This window comes from Deinococcus aquatilis DSM 23025, from assembly GCF_000378445.1.
Classification (GTDB): Bacteria; Deinococcota; Deinococci; order Deinococcales; family Deinococcaceae; genus Deinococcus; species Deinococcus aquatilis.
The window spans coordinates 134,361-155,587 of sequence record NZ_KB899698.1; the positions used below are offsets into that span (position 1 = coordinate 134,361).

Consider the following 21,227-nt stretch of genomic DNA (forward strand, 5'->3'; position numbering starts at 1 on the left):
GGGGCTTGGGGTGATGCCGACTTGGGTGAGGGGTTTAACGTTCGGGTGGCGTCACAGGCGGAACGCTGCTGGCCACTGGGGCACTGGCGTTCTGGCGGTCTGCGGCCTGCAAGGTGATGAGCAGGGTGCTCTGCTGCTGACTCTGCTTGGTGGTTCCGAACAACGGCCCGATCAACGGCAGGGAACTCAGGAACGGCACGCCCGTGCGGGACTCGCCCGTGCTGGTCGTAATCAACCCGCCTAAGACCAAGGTCTCGCCTGGGGTGAGGGTGGCCACGGTGGTCAGGGACTGGGTTTCAACCTGCACGCTGTTCTGTACGCCTGTGGTCGGTTTGCCGCCCAGCTGGACATCGACCTGTAGTTCGACCCGGCCATCTGGTGCGAGGCGGGGGGTGAGCTTGACGCTTAAGCCGTAATCGTAGGTTTGCCGGGTGGTACTGGTCGTGGTTTGACCATTCCCGGTGCTGGTGGTGGCGTTGCTTAACAGCAGTTGTCCCCCACTCGCAAACGCACTTGTGCGGCCGTCTTGAGCCACAAACGTGGTGTTCAGCAGGGTCTTGGACTTGCCCTGTGAACGAGCCAAGTTCAAGCTGGCTTCTAAGGTCAGGGGGCTCGCGGTTGGGGCGTAACCAACCGTGAGCGCGCCGTCGTTCTGGCCGAAGGTGACGCCGCCTAGACCTGCTTTCCAGTTCACGCCGAGGTTCTGGCCGGTGGAGTCATCGAGTTGTTCGACGCGCAGGGCCATACGAACGTCGGCAAGGCGCAAGTCAAGGTCTTGGATGGTGCGCTGCATCCGGGTGACGGTCGCGGCTGGGCCGGTAAGCATCACGCTGCGAGTGCGGGGGTCGGGGATAACGCGGACACCTTGGACAGCCGTGGGGGTAGTGACTGGGGTTTCCAGTGTGGCAGGCGGTGTCCCAGTCGGGGTGGTCGTGGCAGTCAGGGTAAGCGTGCCACCCGCGACGGCTGTGTTGGACGTGTTCGTGGCGGGGGCTTCCGGTGTGGCGGTTGGGGTGGTGCTGGCAGGCGAAGCGTACAGGGCGAGCAATTGTGTTGCGACTGTAGCGGGATCGGCACTCGCCAAGCGCACCGTGACGGTCAGGTCAGGCTCTGGCGTGGGGGTGGTGCGGATCGCTTGTTGTAGGTACGCACTGGCCCGCAGCTGTTCATCCGGTGTGGCGCGCACTTCCAGACCACCGTTCACCGTACGGGTGGTGGCAAAGGGCAGGAGGGTCGCAATCCCAGCGGCATGTGGAGCGGCTGCCGGATAAACGATGGTGACACGCCGGGCTTCACGGGCTTGCGCTTGGGTGAGCGCGTCCTGGGCGGCCTCCAGATCGTCGGGTGTTCCCCGAGCGACGTACGTACCGTTGCCGAGATTAGCGAGAGACAGCTCGGGCGCGACGGCCGTCACGATGCGGGTCACGAGGGCGTCAGCCAGCGGGGTAGTGAACGTGCGCCGCACCAGGGTGACAGGGGTAGGAGCGGGTGGGGTGACGACGGGCGTGGCTGCTGGAGTCGCAGTCACGGCTGCCGCCGCTTTGACTCGTTCCGCTTCGGCGACCTTGGCTTGTTCGGCTTCAGCAGTCTTCGCGGCCTGTTCGGCATCCTGCCGCAACTGCACTAAGGTCGCCCGTGCTTCGCGCAAACCTTCCGCTGTCCCGGTGAGGTAGACCCGGCCGTATGCGATGGTGGCAGGCACGTTGTGCAGATCCTTCAAGGTGCGGATCACGATGTCCGGCTCCAGTCGTCCCAGAGGTTCCGTAGCTGATCCGAGTGCTTCATTCGTCGGACGATCCGGTTGGAGCAAGCGGGTGGCGTCCTGTACGGCTTCGGTCGTACCAGAGAGGATCGTGACGTTCTCCAAGGGCGTCACGGTGGCCCCTGTAAGTGCATTGATGCGGGTCGCGTTCTGTTCGGTCACCAGCAGCGAAAGCACGCTCCGGGTCGCGGCAGTGGGCAGTGCGCGGGCAAGCACGGCGGGAGGAGCAACGAGCAAGGTGTCGCCGATGAGTTGAGCGCTGACCTGATCGGCATACAGGCTGAGCAGTTGTTCCAGGGCGGCTTTCGCGGTCAGGCCTTTCAGGTTCAGGGTGACTGGCAATGCCGGGACATCCCGCGTGACCAGGGTCAGGCCGCTGGCTCTGGTGATAGCGGTCAGGACGGTGCCGAGGGGTGCGCCGGAAGGCAGCGTGACGGTGAGCTTGACTTTGAGCTTGGGGTGGGCGGGGAGTTGCACAGCCAGGGCCCGGCTCTGGAGTGCGGGCGTGCCTAGAGCGCTGGGGGTGGTCTGGGCCTGAGCGGCGCAGTTGAGGAGGAGAGCGGTGGTGAGCAGGAGAACAGGGAATCGTTTCATGGGGTGACCTCTAGGGGCAGCGAGGTAGGCGCCTCGTCCGGTGTACTTACCTTGAGGGCGCTGGGGGTGACGCGGTGTACGGTCAGGGTGGTACCGGGAATGGGTTGGCCTTCACTGACGGTCTCGCTGCGGCCTTGCACATCGATGATGGCGATTGGAGACTCGCCAGAGACGTAGCCGAGATAGCGAATCCCCTCCGTCGGCGAGACGGGTGTCGAGGTCACAGACGGTGTGCTGGCACTTGGGGCAACTGTTGTCGGTGGGGTGATGGACACCGGCGAACTGGGCGGCGTGGTTGGACTGCTGGGGGTGACGAAGGGTGGGGTGCTGGGGGGGGTGGGCCGCGAGAGGGTGATGGGCGGCAGCGGGGTCGGGTCGGGCAAGCGAATCGTGGTTGGACGGCTCGGGGGCGGTGAAACTTGAGCCTTCACTGCGGGCAGCGCCGTGACGGGGGGCAGGAGGGAGGGAGTAGACACGGGGACAGGAGCCGGGACGGGCTGGGCCTGAGGCACACGGGACACCGGAATTGGTGCGGCGGGTGGGGGAGAGCCGTAAGGTGCGGCCACCGCCGACACGCGAGCGACACTCGCAGTCTGCTGGGGTGTGCCCGTCTGCTGGCCCTCGACAGCGTTCGTGGGGGTGGTGCCTTGGAAGCTCCTGGCAGCGGCACCCTGTACCGTCGTACTGGCACTGGCCGCATTCGCAGTCCGCGCTGAGCCGAACGTGCGTGCCAGCAGGGGGTCGGGCCGCACGATCCGTCCCGCGACCGGGTTGGTGTTGGACGCCGTGAGGTTCGTGGTCGGGGTGGTCGCCGGGCGAGGCTTGACTTGAACCGGCTTGGTGGGCGTGGCCGGCGTGTTCGCGGAAGCTTGGGGTGACGCGGTCGTCGCCTGAGCCGAACGGGGGTCTGATCCCTGATTCGAGCGCGCGTCACTCGGTTGGGATGACGGGCGAGAGGCTGCTGAATCACCCGGTAGCGTTGGGGTGGTCTGTCCCGTCGGCTCGCCTGCACTGACGGTGGGTGAAGCAGGCGTGAGCTGTTCCAGCGGGGTGGTGCCCAGATCGGTCGACGCCGGGGTGAGTAGCTGCCTCGCCAGCAAGGCCCCCCCCATCAGGAGTGCCGCTGTCAAGCCCAACAGCGCTGCACGGGGCAACGGGCGTTTCGTTTGGACGAGGGGTGCGGGCACGGCATCATCAGCAGGTGGAACCGTGTTTCCGAGGGGCCTCTTGATGCGCCCGAAGCTGGGGAGTCGAAGGCGTGCAGTCTTCAAGGCGGTGGCGGCCCGCGTTGACCCTATAGCGGGGCTGGGGCGCTCTGGCTTGGTGGAGGTCGAAGGGCCTGAAGCAGTTTTTTTCTTGAAGCCAAAGCGAGGGGAGGGCGTCTTTGCGACGTTCGCATCCACACGAGGGTCTGGGGTGGTTCCGCTCTCCACCGCGTCTGGAATCAAGTCACGGAGAGCGGGTTCAGATGGAGTTGAAGTCTGGTCTGGTGTGGAGGAAGCCCAGGGATCGGCCTCTGCACTGACGCCAGCTGGAGGGGGTGAGGGCTGAGCAGAGGCAGAGGGTTCCACAGGGCGCTCAAGGGGTGGCGTTGCGGGTTCAGGGTGGCTTGCCTCCACCGGCTTGACTACAGCGGGAGTGGGCGTGACCGGGACGGCGGCTGGCTGGCTCGGGACAGACGCAGTGGCGACCACCGGGCTGGGCGTGGCTAGGTTGGGTACAGGAGCGGCGCTCACTGGCACGGCTGGCGCGGTGACAGGCACCTGAGGCACTGCTGCGGGCGTTGGCGACACAACGGCAGCCTGTACTGGAGCCACTGGTACAGGTTGGACGGGTGCAGCAGCGCGAACAGGAGCTGCAGGCGCAACCGCCCCCACGCGAGCGGGTGCGGGCTGTGGTCGGGCGGGGGTGACCGGGGGAGTTGGTTTCGTCATGGCGTGGCTCCTGTCGTGGGTGTCACACTGGTGACCGGTTGAGCCGGTGCGGCAGGTGGGGTGGCATCCCGTGTGTATGTCGTGACTTTTAACGCCGCTTTCACCAGTGCAGCGTCGTCCACGCCTACGGTCACCCCTTGCGTGGTGTACGCGCGGTCAAGTTGGCCGAGGGTTTGAACCAGGGCTTGCACACGTGGGTACGTGCCCGTGAGGGCGACTTCGAGATCGACGGCCGTCACACCAGGCACGGTGCTGGCTTTCACGGTGCGCTTGATCGGCCCGAGCTGAACATTTAAGGCGCGGGCAGCACTGGAGAACGTGTTCAGGACACTGGGTAAGGCTTCAGCGTCCGGCAAGGTCGCTTGCAAGCGGGCGTGATCGGCCTTCAGAGCGGTCTCACGAGCGCGCTCGGTGGGAAGCTGTGAGACCTCAGCTTCTAAAGCGGTCACGCGGGTCTGAGCGTCGGCGCGTTCAGCAGCGCGATTTTGCGCGTTCGGGAGGGTGACGCGAGCGGCCACGCCCAGGCCGAGGAGGAGGGTGAGCAGGCTGGGGAGGATGGTCTTGAGCTTCACGGTGTGCCTCCCGTCGTCTGAACAGAGGGACTGGTCACAGGGGTGCTGGTCGTGGTGGGAGTGACGCCTGAGATGCCACCGGAGCTGTCGGGCAGGGGTGGCCTGGGGGGACGAGTGGGGAGCACGGGGCCGACATTCGCTTTGACCTGGCAGCCGTCTGCCGTACACGCCACCTCGCTCACGTGCACAGCCAGTCCGGCATGGCCATACCCGTCAATCAGGCGCTGGGCATCCGGAGTACGGGCTTCAATGTTGTACGTGCGGCTGACGGCCCGACCGTACTGCCGAATGGCATCGGCATCCGGGACGTTCGGGCCACTCAGGGCGGTGAGTTGGCCTCCAGAGAGCACGGTCTGTTGTGCGATCAAGGGAAGATCCACGGCTAAGGGGCCTTTCTCGCCGGTGAGTTGGCGGGCCTGGTCATTGCGGGTTTGCAGGGTGTCGTTCGCGGCTTTCAGGGCGCGGTAGAGGACGGCTTGGGGCTCTAATTGCTGAGCTTGAGCTTCCAATTGTGCAGTACGGCGACTTTCCACGGCGCCCCAACCGAAGAGCGCCCCGTTGACCAGGAGGGCGAATGCGAGGGTGCCCAGCAATGGCTTGTCCAGCGTGCGCGGGGTGTGCAAGACATGCAGCGCGATGTGCTCGGCGGGTTGTAATGCCCCGGTCAGGAGTTGTTCCAAGGTCAAGGGAAGGGTTGGCAGCTTCAGGGCGGTTTCGACCGCTGATGCGAACTCTGCCGCTGGGCCGGAGAGGATCACGCTTGGGGTGACGCTTGCGATCAACAAGGGCTGTGTGACGCGCCGGAGCTGCTCAATGACTTCTGCTTCATCGCCCCGAGCCCGTTTGCTCCGGCGAGATTGGGCTTTATCAACCCCATGCACCGTGAGGTCGTATTCCAATCCGGTGTCATGTAATAAAGCCAGAGGTGCGCGTAAGCCTGTGGCACTTTGAGCCGCATCTGCGAGCGTGAGCACGTGGACGAGCTTCAGGGCGGTGCCGCGCACAGCGCCGCGAGCACGCTCCAGGGCAGGCTTCCCCAGTAACGCGATGGTCAGGTCAGGCTGTACGTCTGCCAGGGGCGGGAACAGGATGACCTGTTCCGGGTACTGTGCCTGCACGAACGGCCGTAAGGCGTTCAGGGGCAGGCCGGGGGGCAGTTTCACGGTGCTCAGTTCGCCCGCGATCACTAGGGCGGTTGGCCCTCTCGCTTTCAGTTTGGTGGCGGCCGCGCGCAGCTCGGTCAAGGGGCCAGTGAGCAGGCCCGCTGGACTGAGCAGGGTGAACGTATCCTCTTGAATGAACAGGGCATTGACGAGCTTCATCGGCTGACCTGTGGTTTGTGTAGGTCTTTTTCCAGTTGCATGGGATTGATGGCAAACTCCATGGCCACGTCCTCGCTGATGAGCTGTTCCTGGTAGCAGCGGAGGATCTCTTCGTCCATCAAGCGGTTACCGACATCGTTCTTGACACGCAAGGCGTCCCGAAGCGCTTGCTGATAGTCCTCACCTCGGAGCAGGGCACGGGTAGGTTGATCGAGCAACATGACTTCGTGCACGACTTGACGCCCGCCGGTCAGGGTCGGCAGTAATTGCTGGGCGAACACACCCACCAAGACCTCACTGAGTTGGAATTTCACGCGGTTTTGCTGTTCAGGCGGGAACTCGTTCGTGATGCGCTCAATCACCTGCACGACTTCGTTGTTGTGCATGGTGGAGAGCACAAGGTGGCCGGTACTGGCTGCACGGAAAGCGGCTTCCATGGTTTCGGCATCCCGCATTTCGCCCACCAGGATGACGTTCGGTTTCTGGCGTAATGCAGCTCGCAGGGCACTGGAGAATGACCCGGTGTCGACCCCAGTTTCGCGTTGGATGACCTGGCTCTTTTTAGAGCGGAAGGTGAATTCGGTGGGATCTTCAATGGTGATGATGTTGTAGTGGTGATGGAGGTTCAAGTACTCGACGCAGGCCGCCAGGGTGGTGCTTTTTCCACTGCCGGTCGCTCCAGTGACGAGCACGAGACCGCGTTTGGCACTCAGCGCGCGGATAAACGCCCCCTGGATGTGGCTGGAGCGGTCGGGTGCGCCAATCAGATCGTCCAACGTCTTGAGATGCTCGAAGGTGGGTGTTTCGCGGGGCAGTGGACGCAGCACAAGGTATAGGCGGCCTTGTTCTTTCCCGGCGGAGACTCGGAAGTTGTTCTTCTGGCTACTGGTGCGGTAATCCGCGTCCCAGGGGCCGTGCTCGGGGAAGTTCTGCCAGCGGTCATCCCGGCAGATCTTGGCGTGAATGGCCTCAATATCCGTAGCCGTCAGAGGGGCGTACTCGCTCATGGGCTTCCACAAGCCGTGCAGACAGATCAGAGGCGGCTGATTGGTGCGGAACTGGATGTCGCTGGCGCCCTGAGCGGTGAGGTCATCAAGGATGGTCGGAATGTGGTCGGGTTCGATACGAATCATTGGGTGGCCTCCAGGACGCTGGCGAGATCGGCCTGATGCGCGGCCACTTTGGTGAGGCCGTCGTGCCGCAGGGACGTAAAACCGTCCCCTTTGGCCACGTTCAGCAATTGGAGGAGATCGCGGTCATGGATAGCAGCCCGCGCTTCATCGGTGATCCGTAACACCTCATGGATGGCGATGCGGCGGTGCGTGCCGGTGCCGTAACACACCGGGCAGAGTTCGGTGCCCCCACTGGCTCGTAGACCGGTGCCGCGTTTGAAATCTGGGCCGTAGGCCTCACGGAATTCTTCAGGCATCGGCTCAATGACGCTGCAATCGGGGCAGGGCATCCCCACCAGGCGCTGGGCGACGACGGCCCGCAAGCTCTCCGCAATCAGGTAAGGCGGGAGACCGAGATCCATCAGACGAGAAACGGTGGCGAGGGCGGTATTGGTGTGCAGGGTGCTGAGCAGAAGGTGCCCGGTCTGGCTGGCCTGCACGGCCACGTTTGCGGTTTCGGTATCGCGGATCTCGCCTACGAAGATGATGTCTGGGTCTTGGCGGAGTTGTGAACGCAGGACTCGCGCAAAGGTCAGGCTGGTCGTGGGATCGTCGGTGAGGCGGATCTCGGTCTGCACGATGCCGGGCTGCTCGTACTCGATGGGATCCTCAATGGCGAGAATCTTGATGGTGGGATCGTTTTTCGAGCGCAGGATGGTATGCATCAGGGTGGTTTTGCCGCTCCCGGTCGGGCCAGTCACGAGCACCATGCCGCTGGAGGAAGCTAACGCGTCGGTGAGGGCTTCCTGGTTGCGCTCGCTGAACGGCAGGGTGTGCAAGTCCGGCAGGGTGGAGACGTCGCGCAACAGCCGCATGACGATGGAGTCCCCGTAATTGCTGGGCAGGGAACTGACACGTAAGCGCAGTTCCTGGTTGCGGGGGCCGGTCAGGCTCATGACGATGCGTTTGTCTTGCGGGATTTTGAGTTCCTGCGGCATGCCCGCGATGAGCTTGATGCGGTTGATCATTTGTGGGGCGAGTTCTTCCGGGATGATGCCGCGGTCGATCAGGTTGCCGTGGATGCGTTCGCGGACTTTCATGCCACCTTTTTCGGGCTGAAAGTGCAGGTCGGAGGCGTCGTTCGCGGCGGCATCCCGGATGGCAGCTTCGACGCGCTGAACGATGGCGTTGTCCGGGTCGTTATTGAAGTCGTCACTGGTGCTCGGGCCTTGACGGCGGCGGTGAGCGGCTTCGCGGTCAAGGGCGGCTTCCTGTTCAGGACGGTCATAGAGTTCGCTGATGAGGCGTTCTAAGTCGGGCGCGGGGGTGACGGCGAGGTGGATGCCGTGCTGGTATTCGTCTTCAGCGGCGGAGAGGCCGAAATGGTCGGTGGGGTTGCTGGTGAGGACAACGAGAGTGCCGTCCGGGCGCAGGGTGTGTGGGATGATGCGTTGTTTGCGGATGATGGCGGTGCTGAGCAGGTGTCGGGCGTCCTGGTGGGGTGGATCACGGCGGACGTCGATGTACGGGTGCTGCGTGAGGTGGGCGTACGCGCGGGCGAGTTCTTCTTCGGTGATGCGTCCCTGGGAGAGCAGGGTGCTGTGGTAATTGGCAAGGTAGAGCTCGGGCAGTTGGATCTGGCCGTACCCGAGATTGTTCAGGGCTTGCATGATGGTGGTGGCTTGCTCTTGGGGTTGGGGGGAAACAGAGGGGGCCGTGATGGCGGGGAGAATCCGGGGTTGCGCGAGAGCGTAGAACCCAGCATTCCCGCCCGCGACGGCTTGACTCTCAGGATCGAAGGGATCATCGGCAGCCCAGATCAGCCCCCCTTGGTGTTCGGCGTGATGCATGCCAGGTTGAACATCTTTTTCGGACAGGGTGAAGACGACGGGGTACTCGCTGGCTTGCAGCGCCGCAGTGAGGTCGGCTTCGGGGATGCCGTACCGGCGGGCCAGAGCGATGGGGGAGCGGTCAGGATCGAGCAGGCGGTTGGTGTCGTGTCCGAAGCGGGCGAGGGCGGTGAGGAAGGGTTCAATGGAGGGGTTGAGCGGGGGTGGGATGGGGGTCATTGCTTCCTTTGTACGGGGGATGGGGGTCGTGCAAATGTCTAGACGAGTCCTGAATAGGTGCCCAGACCTGCTGAAGAAACGCAGCGAACGAGATGCGGTGGTGTGGTGCGGCCGCGATCAGGCGTGGGGGAGTGCCCAGCTCAGGGCCTCGAACTCGGAGATCTAAGGCATGTTGGAAGGCCAGTTCCAGGACATCGGTGAGGGCAATGGCGGTGAAGTATTCCCACCGATCGGGCCGGGGTTGCCGGCAGGGGAAGTGGATGGTGTCCCGGAGGCGGTCGAGATCACTCGAGCTGTAGCCCTGGATCAGCACATCATTGGCGTGGTCGAAATGGTGAGCCTGCATGGTGAAGGTCACGGTGCCGCCACAGCGTTCCCGGGCGGCCTGCACGTCGGCGGGTGTAAAGGGGAGTGGAATGCGGTGTGCGGTGGCCCACTCCTGTAGGGCGGGCGCGGCGCTGAGCCCGTACACCAGGGTGTGACCCAGGCGTTTGCCCTCTGGGGGCAGGGTTCGGGTCAACAGATGGGCAGAGGGATGGCCTGCTGGGAGGGTGACGAACAGGCAGCGCCCATGTGGGGGTGGTGCAAGATAGAGCTCGATATCAGTGGCGTGCGGGTACTGAAGTCGGTCGCGGGTCAGCTGCCGGAGGAAGCCGAAACTGGCAATGAGTTCGGAACGGGGGGTGTGGAGCGCAGGCACGCCGAGATAGACATGCAGGAGGTGAAACAGCGCGGGCCGGGCGAGGGTTGGGAATCCATGGTGTTGAGCGGTGAGCGTCAGACTGAGATCGCTGTGACCATCGTCTGTCGCTTGAGGCTGTTGCTCAGAGATGGCGTCCAGTAAGCGTTGACACTCGCTGTTAGGCAGCGACATGCTTCCCTCCCATGCGGTGAAGCAGGGCGGGAGCCAGCGCGGCGATGACGGCGATCAGTTCTGAGCCAGGAGTGCTGAGCAGGGCGGTGAGAACGTAAGCGTTCAGCCCGATGACGCCTGCGAGCAACCACTGCAGCCGGGGGGCCGCGAAGGTGGGGTGCAGAGCGGCAGTCCCAGCAGCGAGACCGAGGAAGCCGCCTGCGGTGGTGGCCAGGAGGGGTGCGGGGACGGGCAGGCCGAGGGCCGCGAGACTGACGAGGCCAGCAGTGAGGGCAACGTACAGCGCGAAGGTCAGTGCGACAGGCAGGGCGTGCGTGTTCCCACGTGCGTTCAGGATCGTCAAGAGCAGCGTGAGGGTGAGGGCGGTCAAGAGTCCGGTGGTGCTGGGGAAGACAGTGGTGAGTAGACCGAGGGCGGCAGGCAGGAGCAGGGTGGGGAGGGGGTGGCGTCCAGCGGTGCGCGCATTCAGGGCGCTGGCGACCAGGAGGCTGAGGGTGAGCAGGGCAGTCTGGGCAGGTTCCGGCATACCTGGATGGTGAGGGCGCCGGGGGTGACGCGGGGCAAGGCGTGCCGCTCTGATGGGGGGGCGCTCGCGCTTGACAGGGGCGTCACCCCAACAGGCGTCACTCTGAGGCATGCTCAGTGCCGTGTCTGCCCCTAGTTTGTTCGACGCTGTTCCCGATGGTGTACACGATTTGGTTCGGTTGCGGGTGCCCATTCATGCTGCCCGTGTGGCCCTGTTAGCGCATGCGGTCGCGCCCCTGTTGGGAGTGAATGCCTGCGAGGCGTTTATTGCGGGCTACGTGCACGATATTGGTAAGCTTGGGGTGCCGATAGCGGTCTTGGAGGCCCCGCGGCCCTTGACGGCGGCAGAGCGGCGCGTGATGCAGGATCACCCCGTAATCGGGGCAACGCTGCTCGCTCAAGTCTGGCCGGAGTGTCCAGCGGCTGTGCAACTCGCGGTGCGGAGCCATCACGAGCGGGTGACGGGCACGGGATACCCGTTCGGGGCGTGCGAATTAAGTCCGCTCACGGCACTGGTGGCCGCAGCGGACGTGTGGGATGCCTTGCGTTCTCCTCGAGCGTATCGGGCTGCGTTGAGCGTGGCGGACGCGGGGATCGAGTTTGAGGCGGAAGCCTTGCCGAATCAGGTGAAAGCAGCAGTGCGGCGCATCGTGGCCGAGCAAGGCTGGTGAGGGGCTAACAAGAGCAGCGCCAGACGCCATTCCAGGCATCTGGCCGTGAAGACCTGGCCTCGGTCAAGCGCGGCGAAGTGTCGATCGAGCAGCTGCACGAACGGGCGTCGGGGGAGGCCATGCAAGGCCAGACGCCGAACACGAGCGCATCTCACGAGCGCCTGCGCCGCTTCGGGTTACGGGATTGGAAAGGCAAAATGCCGTCACAGAGCAGGTGCAGCCATTGGCTGGTGAAGTAACCGAGCAAGGCCGTGATCACCCACGTGAGCGGGATGACGGGTGGGAAGCCGTCGAGCTGGAGGCTAAGCATCAGGGCAACCACCGGTAAGGCCCAGAGCGCGAGGTAAGCTAGGCGAATCAGCGGGCCAGAAAGATAGGTATGACTGGTTCCTCGGTGCCGACTGAGGGCGGCATACGGAGCCCAGATGAAGCGCAAGGGCCCCCAGCGGCGTCGGGCGTCGTTGAGGTGCAAATCGAGATCTGGCGTGACGAGGAGCGTGCCGAACAGGAAGGCGGCACTGAAGGCCAGGGCCGTATCGGGGTGACCGAGCCACAGGAGTGCGCCCGTGCTGGGCAGCAGGGCGCTGAGGTTCACTGAAGTATGTTGCCAGCCATGCATGCGTTCAGGATGCCGTGGCTGGGGGTGACGCGGGGGTTCACATGCCGGGGTGAGCGTTCGGGTAGCGCTGCCGAAGGGCTTGGATGGGGGCGTCCAGCATGTGGACTTCCGGGCTGAGCGTGAAGTGGAGCTGTCGTTGCAGCGGGTGGCCACCCAGAACCAAGAAGTCAGGGCCCAGACACATCTGCGTTACGAAAGGGACAGAGCCGGGGTGAAACAGCAAGGCGAACAGGGTAGGCAAGGCTTCGTGGATCAGGGCGTGTTCGCAGGCGTGGAGCAGGTGTGGGAGAGCGTGTGGACTCGGGTAATGCTGCCTGAAGAGCGTGGCAGTGATATTCCAGGTGCTGGTCAAGTAAGTGATGAAGGCCTGCAAGACAGCCTGATCGAGGGCGTGGAGGTGGGCCGTGAGTTCCCGGTGGGAAATAGAAAGCCAGGGGGCAACGTGAGGATGTGGCGTGAGGGTGACGTGCTTGGTGGAGAGGGTGAGCTGGACGTGGACTGGGGTGGTGCCGAGGCGAGCGGGCACCGTGGGCCGCGCGAGCGCCAATCCTTGCCGGAATTGTCGTGGATTCAGGGTGAGCGCGCCGTGCGGGGTGGTGAACTGAAGGCGAACAGGTGGGATGAAGTGCCGCGCATGCAGATGCACGAGGTCGAGAAAGGGAGAGGCCAGGAAGGCGTCGGTGTGGCGTTGGGCGATCATGGGCGCCGGGTGACCTGGATGCCTTGCCGGGTAGCGGTGACAAGGTTGCGGCCGCCGGGATGGAAGACGGTGTACTCGAAGGTAGTGGGAAGCGTGGTCTGGGTCTGGATGGTGAGTTGTGGGGTGGCGAGGCAGGCGGGGGCGCGGGGGATGAGGGTTTGGGCGGTGGCGAAGGGTGCGGCGGGGGTGTCGAGGTGGTCGGCGATGGCGTATTGCCAGAGGGTGCGGGCGCAGATGAGGGCAGCGGCGTCGTAAGCGGGGCGTCGAGCGTTCAGGAGGTTGGGGATGAGGACGACGGCGAGGATGCCGATGATGGCGAGGATCATCAGAAGTTCAATGAGGGTGAAGGCTTGGGTGTGGCGAGGTGGGGGCATACCTGAATGGTGAGGGGGCTGGGGGTGACGCGGGGGGCGTGTTCTGTTGTGAGCAGTACACGGGGTTAGAGTTCGCCTAATTCAGAAAGGCATGGAAAATGACGCCGTGCTAGACGGCAAAAAACGGGCGTGGTCACAGGAAGGCCGTGAAGGGGTGGGTAAGGGGGCTTGAGGGTTAGAACACCTGGGAATGCTTGATCATCGAGCGCCAGCCCACGCACTTTCTGGGTTGGGTGCTGCAGGAGATCTAACGAACAGATCCAGAGCAGCAGAAAGGGAGCCTATGCGGCTCCCTTTTCTAGTCCAGGCTCTTGTCTTTGATTCGGTCACCGTCGCCGATCATGAAGGCCAAGGCGACGGCGACCGGCGTGTCGAATTCGGTGGGGACTTTGCCGTTCTTGAAGCCCTCGATGTAGGCGGCCACCATGTCGGGGAACAGCGGGCCGTGAATTTCGGGCCAGTACTCCATTTGGCTCTTGAGGCGGCGTTCAGCCAGGCGCTGAAGCACGGATTTTCCAGGGACATCAGTGAACACTTCAAGGAGGGCGCGCATCGCTGCAGCCTAGAAAAAGATCAGGGCTGGTGTGGGCAGAAATGAGGCAGGGTGCTCACGGAATGGGGGGTTTGTGCCCCCATTGTTTCGGCACGCTAAGGCCACAGCGCCAATGATCTGTCTGGCGAGTGATTGAGCATGACGCGCCAGCACGCGCACTTCTTGGCCCAAGTATTGGCGTCGGTCTAGCCGTCAAGAGGCAGAGGGAACTCGTCTTCTTGTAGCTGGTCAAGTTTGGGGATGGCCAGAGCGGCCAGCAGGATGGCGGCAACGGCGGTGGCCGCCATGGCCAAAAGGTTGCCAGTAAACAGCAGCAGCAACGTCACCACGCTCAGCGCGCCGGCGCTGCCCATCAAGACAGAAGGGAGCACGTTCATGCTCTCAGTGTGAGGTCTGGAGGCAAAATCTACCCTTCAGTCAGTCTCAAGAATGCGGGGGGTGTGGGCGCTTTTCCCCCTTCTTTTTTTAGTACTAAACCGATTAGGAAAGATCCTCTCCGCATATCAAGTTTTTTAAGACCTCTCGCACTTCGCTTTCCCTGCTCATCCCACGTCAGCATCCAAGCCCCACCCTGAAGCATGCTGAAGTCCGTCGTCATTCAGACTAGTCTTGTCCTGATGTGTCAGGGACTGACGGCCTCGGCCCAGTCTCTCGCTGCTCCTCCGGCTGTTTCCTCCCTGCGCACTCAACCCCAAGACATCAACCCGTTCCCAGGGACTGAAGAGCAGTTGCATGAAAGGTATCCGGAGTACATCGGCTTCGAGGTCTACGGTGGCACGCTGTACCTAGCGGTCAACTCCACTGATCCTGTGGTTCGTCTCCAGATTCTGAGGGCAGTTCAGGCGGGTCACGCCTCATTTCTTCAGGTGCTCGGTGCACAGCCAGGTCAGGTTCGCTTCCTTCAGGGCAGCCGGGTGGAGTTTCTGGCGGTAGCCTATGAGGCGCTTAAGGCTGTCCGAGGCCAGACCTTCTCTCAGTCAGGATCCAGACTTGAACGGTTGGTCTTTGGGTTACGGGATCCTTCTCAACGGGATGAAGCCGAAGCCGTCTTTCGCGCTGCTGGTGTGCCGCTCGATGCGGTGGTGATCGTGACCGTGCCTCCTCACGCTTTGCCCACGGGACCAGCCTTGAACGCACCTCTGGAAGCGAAGCTGAGCCTCCCTGCCACCGTTCGGCAAGGTCAACACCTGCCGATCTCACTGATCGTACGGAACACTGGCTCAAGCGTGGTGGCGTTTGAACATGGTGCCTGCGACTTCCACATGGAGATTCGGAGGCTTGCCACGAAGGAGATTGTTCTCCCCGTACCTTCAATGGAGGTCTGTATCTCCATTGGCTACCAAGCGAGCTTTCAACCGGGGCAGAGCAAGACGTTAGCTTCGGGTCAATGGAAGGTGGAGACAATGGATTGGAAGACGCTGCCGCCAGGTGAATATGAACTCCGTGCGACCTTTGGAGCGCTCTTTGGGGTCGGCTCTCCTCAGCCCTATCTCTTGCCCGCTCCAGTCAAATTCAGGGTGCTAAGGCGATAGAGGATACAGAGCAAAAGAGGGATCTCGAAACGGAGATAGGTTGACTTTTAGCTAAGCGACGCCTTCCCAGCTCCCAATTTTGGCCCGAATTTTTCTCTATCCCGTGGTACTAATCTTGTTTAGTTCTAATTACCCCCAAGCCACGCGCCACCCCCCACCGCGTCAACTCAACAGGAACCAACAACTCAGTGCCGAGCGCCCGCCACCTTCAACCCCTGCGTGAACGCACGTAAGCGCTCCAGACTCACCTGCGGCTCGGCCACTTCCAACTCCACCTCACGTCGTTGCGGCGCTAGAGCATCCTGAGCATCCGCGGGCGCGCAGGCACTCCACTCCAGACCGCACGCAGCCTCCAGGGTGGTCCAGTTGGGTATTCCTGGATTCGACTGCGTCCTTCCTTGAAGAGGCGCGCCTGGCTATGCCATGAAGAAGCCGCCCTTAGGGGCGGCTTCTTCATGGCATCAACGTACTCACTCAGCCCACTGGGCGTTGCTCACCATTTGAAGACGCGGTTCAGCCGTGAGCCGCTCGCCGCTGTTCCGTCTTTCTTGTTGTAGAGCAAGTAGCCTGTGCCACTGGGATGAAACACCTGAAAGGCAAAATTGTCTGCAGCCACGGAGACGCCATTCCCGACGGTGGCGGCGGGATTGTTGGCTGGGGCCGAATCAATGGCGACTTTGACGTTTTGGGCGGTGCAGGCTTCTTGCACGTCTTCGCCGAGGCTGGCGACGGGGCTGATGTAGGCCCCACCTTCGGCTTTGAGCGACAATTGAGCGGTCACGATGGCGCGGCCGCATTGTGCCGCGGCGAGATCGAAGGGACGCTTCTGAGCCCCTGCAAACGTGGGAATCAAAATAGTCGCCAAGACAGCAATAATGGCGATCACGATTAAGAGTTCAATCAAGGTAAACCCTTGAGTGTGGACGGGTGGTGTACGACGGGATGGGGATAGCATGAGCACTCCTGGGGGAAATTGAAATAGGCTGACGTGGGGCGGTGAGCAGTATTCGTCACGCAGTGTCCACACTGCGTGACTGGGGCTTGCTCGAATGACAGGCTGCACGAGCCTCATCCTCAGCTCCCGTTCCATTTGAACAGGCGATTCAAGCGGTCGCCTCCCGTCTGTGGCGTCGGGGAATTCCGCCAGTAGCGGTAAAACCCACTGCCATTCGGATGGTAGACCCGGAACGCAAAGTCGTCGACGTTCCCGCTCATCACCATGGGGGTCGTCGCCGCCGGATCTGACACGATCCCACTGTGAATATCAATGCGAAGACCGGCAGTCTGACAGACCTCCTGCACGTCCTCACCCAGCGCCGGGAGCGTGGTGCTGTAGGTGCCGCGCTCCAGCTTGGAGGTCTGCTGCGCCGTCACAATGGCGCGCCCGCATTGCAACGCGGCTACATCGTACGGGCGCTTTTGTGCCCCCGCGAAGGTGGGAATGAGAATCGCCGCCAGGACAGCAATAATGGCGATCACGATCAATAATTCGATCAACGTGAAGCCTTGAGTCGAGGTGACTGGTCTGGAACAGTGTAGGGGGGTCATGCGGGCTCCTTCAAGGGCAACTCAGGGTCGGAATGGATTTCAGTACGGGTTTTTGCCGAACTTGATGCCGTCGAGGGGGCTGGTGTAGTACGCAGCCGTGCCCCCGGGATGCCATACCCAGTACGCGACGCTGTTGCCGTTCGCGGTGATGGTGCCGTCGCCAACAGTGGCGGCTTTTGGGGTAGCGCCCGCGTACTGGCGGACCTGCACGCCTTGGCCCGCACACACTTCTGAGACGTCCTCGCCCAGCAAGCTGACGTTGTTGGGAGACGTGCCGGCTTGAAGACGGTACGGGCCCACGGCGGTCAGAATGGCGCGGGCGCATTGGATAGCGGCCACATCCCGAGGGCGTTTTTGCGCGCCGGAGAACGTAGGGATGAGGACGGCGGCGAGGACGGCAATAATGGCGATCACGATCAATAATTCGATCAGCGTGAAGCCGGACGTGTGCTGGGTGGATGGGGGGCGAGACTGGATCATACGGAACTCCTTGTCGGCGGTTGAGCCGTGCTTGTACGGTGAAGGGGCTGGGGGTGACGCGGGTGTCCATCCCCCCGCTGGGGGTAATTACGGCAGGCTGAACAACCGCCGTAATTCGTTGGAAGGCCCGGTCAAGGGCAGGTGATCCGCCGAGGTGGTGGCCGTCAGGTAACCCCGAGTGCCGCCGATCATCAGCAGCTCGGGACCGAGACAGACGGTCTGCAAGAAGGGTTGGCCTGAGCTGATGGCCGCGATGACACTCTTGACGGCTTCTGGGAACTGGGCCTGCCTGAAGGTAGAGAGCAGGGCGCCGGCCTGATTGGGGAGGTCGTTCAGGCGCACCGTCCAGCCTTGCAAGAAGGTGCGGCATTCTTGCTGGCGGAGGCCGTCCAGGTCGCGCAAGAGGCCGTTCACGATCCCGATGGGCAGTTCACCGAAGGACTGCGTGGGTGGCTGAGAAGTGTCACCGGGTTCGGACGTCGGCCAGAACTGGATGAAGTGCGTGCCCAGGCGAGCGGTGAGGGGAATGGCGGTGGCGGGGAGGCGCTGCGAGACGATGGTGGCTTGGGATGCCCCGAGGGTGAGGCGGGGCGAAACGCCGGCGGTGACCGGCTGGCCGTCCAGCGCTGAACGGAGGTCGGGGGCGCTGAGGGTGAGGGTATGCGTGTTGGTGTGGAACTGGGCGTACTGCTGGACAGGCCAGAGGTGATCGAGGGCGGCAGTGAGGGGGTCAGCGGGGAACAGGGGTGAAGTCATGGTGGGTGTCGTCTCCTTCGGGTGTGGCCCGGTCTTCAGAGTGAGGGGGCTGGGGGTGACGCGGCTTGTGGTCAAGCCCGCAAGAGGTCAAGCAACCGGGAGTGCTTTGGGGGTGTGGGGGTTTCGGCGGCCCACCCCCAGGCCTGCCGGGAACCGCACGCGATCAGACTCTCCTTGGCGCGGGTGACAGCGGTGTACGCGAGTTGCCGGGTGAGCAGGAGTTCGTGGTCTTCGCTGAGGACGACGATGACGTGCGGCCATTCACTGCCTTGGGCGCGGTGGATGGTGATGGCATACGCGGGGGTGAGGAAGGGCAGATCCAGCGTGCTGAACAGGCGGGGTTCACCTTCGACCAAGCAGTGCACTTCGAGGGCTTGTTTCTTTTTCGCGTTGGCGGGGACGATGTGTTCGACCTGTCCGGTCATGCCGTTCATCAGGCCGCTGGCGTGGTTGTTCTTGGTGATCAGGAGTGGATCACCGACACGCAAGAGGCCACCTGGGGTCTTGAGGCCACCTTCGCCGGGATTCAGGGCCGCTTGTAAAGCAGCGTTGAGGGCGATGACCCCGAGCGGCCCGGTTTTGCCTGCGGTGAGCACCATGGGTCGGGCGCCCCTGCTAGCGAGCTGGGCGACGTCATCTGCTCCCTGAGCGGCATGAAAGGGCACGCCGGTTCGATTTGGGGCTTCCCCACTGATGAGCTGTTGTGCGAGCTTGAGGATGGGACTGCCTGCGGCCTGCCGTTGGGTTTGGGTCAACCGAGCGGTGGGGACAGTTTGAATGAGGGCAGCGAGGGGAAAGCCCGGATCAATCGGGGGCAATTGGTCTTCGTCGCCGACGAGAATGACGCGAGTACCGGCTTCAAGGCAGTGCAGGAAGGCGCTCAAGAGTTCGCTACTGCACATGCTGATTTCATCCAGGATGAAGACTTGCCCGAGCAAGCCCTTGCGGTGAAAGGTCTTGCCGTCTGACTTCAATAAGCGGTGCAGGGTGGTGGCGGGGCGGCCCGTGCTTTGGGTCATGCGAAAGGCTGCCTTCCCGGTGGGTGCGCAGAGGATCGGGGTGAGCCCAGCCTGTTCAAAGGAGTCGATGATGGCTTTGAGCGTGGTGGTCTTCCCTGTTCCGGGGCCGCCAGTCAGCACCATCAGGCCGGAACGTAAAGCGTGGTGAACGGCGTGCGCTTGTTCGGCGGTGAGGTGTGCGGGAACCTGGGCTGGGAGGGGGGCGACATCGGTGGCTAAGAGCCGAGCGACATCGCGGGCGAGGCGGCGTTCAACCTGGTACCAAGCGGGGTGGTAGAGCGCGTTCCCCACCGGAACAGCCATGTTGGAGTTGACGGCCTCCAGGCAAGCGGTCTCAATCTCCATTTCATCTAGGGCATGTTCGTCGCGCAGGACGCCGGCGAGGTCACGGCGACTCAGGCAGGTGTGCCCGTGCTGAGTGGCGGCCTGCTGCAGCGTCACCCCGACGAGGGCGGCATTTCTTCTGGGATTGAAGAGGCTCAGGCCCGCGCGTTTGGCCGCGTCATCGAGGACGGGTAACGGGGTGCCGAGTAAAACGGCGTGATACGGGTGGGCAGCCAGGAAGGTTGGCGCGGCGGCCCCATGTCGGTACAGCAGCGGCCACGCGTGTTCTGGTGGCAAGCCTTGGACAGCGAGCTGGGTCATAGCGACATACAGGCGGTGTTTATTGCGCGCGAATTTGCTCAGTGACCGGGCCGCGCTGGGCGAGACACCTTTGGTGTGTCGCAACACCCCGGGATGGGTGCGGATGGTGTCATGCGTGTCGTCGCCGAACGCGGCAACGGCGGCAGCTGCAGCAGCGCCACCCAAGCCGGGGGCACGGGTATAGAACGTGAAGGCGATCTCGCGGGCGGGAATCAAGCGTTCGGCGTGCTGAAGATCCAGGCTGCCGTTGCGGTTCAAGGTGCCAGTGACCTTCAGGGTGGCGCCCCGCGTGACGGGCGGCAGAGGGCCGTAGACGAGGAGATGAGTGAGACTGCTGAGCAAGAGTTCAGCGCCGGTGGAGGTGGGGGTGTGCCAGGAACGCAGGACGCGGCCCGTGTGCGTGACGGGCGAGTCGGGCAGGGTCATGCTTCAGGATGGTCGGGCTGGGGGTGACGCGGGGAGGTTGCGTCAGAACGCTTACGGCGGGCGCACTGCAGGCATGACGAAACAGCCAACCAAAGCGTGCCCTCAAAGCCTCAGATGCCGCGCAAGTCTCCCCTTCTGACGGAGGTACGGAAAGGGGAAAACGGACCAAAGTGCAGTTGATTGAGCAGGTGGCGGCACAGGCGAGGCTGACCAGAGCGCAGAGTAACGGTGTGGTGAACGCCCTGCTGCAGGCGGTGGTAGAGGCGTTGACACAAGAGTACACGGTGAGTTTGCCGGACTTGGGAACGTTCAGTGTGAAAGCGACGGCGGCTCGAACAGGGCGGAATCCCAGTACGGGTGAAGCAATCCAGATTCCAGCGGAGAAGAAAGTGGCGTTTAAAGTAGCCGCCACCTTAAAAACTCGTCTGTAAGTCCAGTTGGGGAAAGGGCGAGGATTCAAGATCCCCGCCTCTGCCCTGTCCATTCGAGGTCTCTTCCTCTGGGGAATCGAGTCAGTCTCGCTGAGAGTCAAGTGTGCCCGGGCAAATCGACTCATGCGGCCAAAAGCGTGGGTGTACACTCCCGGCATGTTTCAAATGACTTCTAGGCGTCACCAGTTCAGCCTGGATTGCGCACAATGATTTACCCGCGGAAGCTGCAGGTGTGGCTGATAGATGACAGTCCTGCTGACCGGGCCTTGGCCGAAGAAGCGTTCGTGCAGTGCCGTGCAGATTGCAATCTGACCACCTTTGCCAGTGGATTAGACACGCTGACGGCACTCCATCTCCCAGGCGTCGTTTTGCCGGATGTGATCTTGCTGGATTTACAGATGCCGGGCATGGACGGGTTCGAGGTTTTGAAAGTGCTCAAAGAGCAAGAGCTCGTCCAATACATTCCCGTGATCATGCTGACCACCTCACAGAGTGAGCAAGATGTTCAGCAGGCTTACCAGCAGCGGGCGAGTGCCTATTTGACGAAGGCGGTGACCTTTGAGGCCTTCTTGGCACAGGTCAAGAGTTTCGTCGAATTCTGGGTCAAGGCCCAGTTGGCCACCCGCTTGTAAATAATCAAGCTCTGAAGGTGAAAGCTCAACCGTTCCAGTCGGATGAAACCGGCGCCAGCTGGCCCGCTGGCCTGCAC

Annotated in this window: 24 protein-coding genes; 6 read left to right on the plus strand and 18 right to left on the minus strand. The window is 62.8% G+C overall.

The window, feature by feature from the left end; genetic code table 11:
• Positions 1–34: 34 nt before the first annotated feature.
• Entirely contained in the window at positions 35–2,356 is a 2,322-nt protein-coding gene (locus tag F561_RS0103890) for a type II secretion system protein GspD (RefSeq protein WP_019008634.1), read from the minus strand.
• A complete protein-coding gene (locus F561_RS28620; protein ID WP_157451539.1) occupies positions 2,353–3,543 on the minus strand; it encodes a hypothetical protein in 1,191 nt (396 codons plus the stop codon). The genes F561_RS0103890 and F561_RS28620 overlap by 4 nt, the downstream gene beginning before the upstream one ends.
• Before the next feature lie 436 nt (positions 3,544–3,979).
• On the opposite strand from F561_RS28620, the gene F561_RS28625 reads away from it, so the two are divergent.
• Positions 3,980–4,123, plus strand: a complete 144-nt coding sequence (locus tag F561_RS28625; RefSeq protein WP_157451540.1) for a hypothetical protein — start codon at positions 3,980–3,982, stop codon at positions 4,121–4,123.
• A 16-nt stretch (positions 4,124–4,139) separates the two neighbouring features.
• Positions 4,140–4,268 carry a hypothetical protein gene (locus tag F561_RS30290; protein ID WP_281166572.1) on the plus strand — a complete coding sequence of 43 codons (129 nt, stop codon included), beginning with the start codon at positions 4,140–4,142 and terminating at the stop codon, positions 4,266–4,268.
• An 18-nt stretch (positions 4,269–4,286) separates the two neighbouring features.
• Here F561_RS30290 and pilO read toward each other — a convergent pair whose 3' ends face one another.
• Genes pilO through F561_RS0103935 form a run of 6 tightly spaced genes read right to left on the minus strand, consistent with a single transcriptional unit; the run spans position 4,287 to position 10,765 of the window.
• Positions 4,287–4,862: a type 4a pilus biogenesis protein PilO gene (pilO, locus tag F561_RS0103905; protein ID WP_019008637.1), complete on the minus strand. Its 576-nt coding sequence runs from the start codon at positions 4,860–4,862 to the stop codon at positions 4,287–4,289.
• A complete protein-coding gene (locus F561_RS29445) occupies positions 4,859–6,184 on the minus strand; it encodes a hypothetical protein (RefSeq protein WP_019008638.1) in 1,326 nt (441 codons plus the stop codon). Before F561_RS29445 ends, pilO begins: the two co-directional genes overlap by 4 nt.
• A complete protein-coding gene (locus F561_RS0103915; RefSeq protein ID WP_019008639.1) occupies positions 6,181–7,317 on the minus strand; it encodes a type IV pilus twitching motility protein PilT in 1,137 nt (378 codons plus the stop codon). Before F561_RS0103915 ends, F561_RS29445 begins: the two co-directional genes overlap by 4 nt.
• Positions 7,314–9,365: a GspE/PulE family protein gene (locus tag F561_RS0103920; protein WP_019008640.1), complete on the minus strand. Its 2,052-nt coding sequence runs from the start codon at positions 9,363–9,365 to the stop codon at positions 7,314–7,316. The genes F561_RS0103915 and F561_RS0103920 overlap by 4 nt, the downstream gene beginning before the upstream one ends.
• Positions 9,328–10,239 carry a hypothetical protein gene (locus F561_RS28630; protein ID WP_157451541.1) on the minus strand — a complete coding sequence of 304 codons (912 nt, stop codon included), beginning with the start codon at positions 10,237–10,239 and terminating at the stop codon, positions 9,328–9,330. Before F561_RS28630 ends, F561_RS0103920 begins: the two co-directional genes overlap by 38 nt.
• Positions 10,226–10,765, minus strand: a complete 540-nt coding sequence (locus F561_RS0103935) for a hypothetical protein (RefSeq protein ID WP_019008643.1) — start codon at positions 10,763–10,765, stop codon at positions 10,226–10,228. Before F561_RS0103935 ends, F561_RS28630 begins: the two co-directional genes overlap by 14 nt.
• Positions 10,766–10,886: 121 nt before the next feature.
• On the opposite strand from F561_RS0103935, the gene F561_RS24720 reads away from it, so the two are divergent.
• Complete coding sequence (locus F561_RS24720) at positions 10,887–11,435, plus strand: HD-GYP domain-containing protein (RefSeq protein WP_169389487.1); 549 nt, start codon at positions 10,887–10,889, stop codon at positions 11,433–11,435.
• Positions 11,436–11,586: 151 nt separating this feature from the next.
• On the opposite strand, the gene F561_RS0103945 is transcribed toward F561_RS24720, so the two are convergent.
• The 5 genes from F561_RS0103945 to F561_RS0103965 form a co-directional block, all read right to left on the minus strand.
• Positions 11,587–12,054: a DUF2227 family putative metal-binding protein gene (locus F561_RS0103945; RefSeq protein ID WP_019008645.1), complete on the minus strand. Its 468-nt coding sequence runs from the start codon at positions 12,052–12,054 to the stop codon at positions 11,587–11,589.
• Positions 12,055–12,091: 37 nt separating this feature from the next.
• Positions 12,092–12,754 (minus strand): hypothetical protein, encoded by a 663-nt coding sequence (locus F561_RS0103950; protein ID WP_019008646.1) that lies wholly within the window; start codon positions 12,752–12,754, stop codon positions 12,092–12,094.
• On the minus strand, positions 12,751–13,128 hold the full coding sequence (locus F561_RS24725; RefSeq protein WP_019008647.1) for a type II secretion system protein: 378 nt from the start codon (positions 13,126–13,128) through the stop codon (positions 12,751–12,753). Before F561_RS24725 ends, F561_RS0103950 begins: the two co-directional genes overlap by 4 nt.
• Positions 13,129–13,426: 298 nt before the next feature.
• A complete protein-coding gene (locus F561_RS0103960) occupies positions 13,427–13,681 on the minus strand; it encodes a hypothetical protein (protein ID WP_019008648.1) in 255 nt (84 codons plus the stop codon).
• Positions 13,682–13,866: 185 nt separating this feature from the next.
• Positions 13,867–14,058 carry a hypothetical protein gene (locus F561_RS0103965; RefSeq protein WP_019008649.1) on the minus strand — a complete coding sequence of 64 codons (192 nt, stop codon included), beginning with the start codon at positions 14,056–14,058 and terminating at the stop codon, positions 13,867–13,869.
• A 201-nt stretch (positions 14,059–14,259) separates the two neighbouring features.
• Between F561_RS0103965 and F561_RS0103970 the strand changes: the two genes are divergently transcribed.
• On the plus strand, positions 14,260–15,213 hold the full coding sequence (locus F561_RS0103970) for a hypothetical protein (RefSeq protein WP_019008650.1): 954 nt from the start codon (positions 14,260–14,262) through the stop codon (positions 15,211–15,213).
• Positions 15,214–15,706: 493 nt separating this feature from the next.
• On the opposite strand, the gene F561_RS0103980 is transcribed toward F561_RS0103970, so the two are convergent.
• The 5 genes from F561_RS0103980 to F561_RS24735 form a co-directional block, all read right to left on the minus strand.
• Positions 15,707–16,168 carry a type II secretion system protein gene (locus tag F561_RS0103980; protein WP_157451542.1) on the minus strand — a complete coding sequence of 154 codons (462 nt, stop codon included), beginning with the start codon at positions 16,166–16,168 and terminating at the stop codon, positions 15,707–15,709.
• Between the two features lie 119 nt (positions 16,169–16,287).
• Positions 16,288–16,761: a prepilin-type N-terminal cleavage/methylation domain-containing protein gene (locus tag F561_RS0103985; RefSeq protein WP_026298582.1), complete on the minus strand. Its 474-nt coding sequence runs from the start codon at positions 16,759–16,761 to the stop codon at positions 16,288–16,290.
• Positions 16,762–16,800: 39 nt separating this feature from the next.
• Positions 16,801–17,241 (minus strand): type II secretion system protein, encoded by a 441-nt coding sequence (locus F561_RS29860; RefSeq protein ID WP_019008654.1) that lies wholly within the window; start codon positions 17,239–17,241, stop codon positions 16,801–16,803.
• An 87-nt stretch (positions 17,242–17,328) separates the two neighbouring features.
• Entirely contained in the window at positions 17,329–17,997 is a 669-nt protein-coding gene (locus F561_RS0103995) for a hypothetical protein (protein WP_019008655.1), read from the minus strand.
• A gap of 71 nt (positions 17,998–18,068) precedes the next feature.
• The gene (locus tag F561_RS24735) at positions 18,069–20,087 is read right to left on the minus strand and encodes an AAA family ATPase (RefSeq protein ID WP_019008656.1); all 2,019 of its coding nucleotides are present in this window, start codon (positions 20,085–20,087) and stop codon (positions 18,069–18,071) included.
• A 170-nt stretch (positions 20,088–20,257) separates the two neighbouring features.
• Between F561_RS24735 and F561_RS24740 the strand changes: the two genes are divergently transcribed.
• On the plus strand, positions 20,258–20,518 hold the full coding sequence (locus tag F561_RS24740; protein ID WP_019008657.1) for an HU family DNA-binding protein: 261 nt from the start codon (positions 20,258–20,260) through the stop codon (positions 20,516–20,518).
• 206 nt (positions 20,519–20,724) lie between these two features.
• On the plus strand, positions 20,725–21,150 hold the full coding sequence (locus F561_RS0104010; RefSeq protein WP_019008658.1) for a response regulator: 426 nt from the start codon (positions 20,725–20,727) through the stop codon (positions 21,148–21,150).
• Positions 21,151–21,227: the final 77 nt, after the last annotated feature.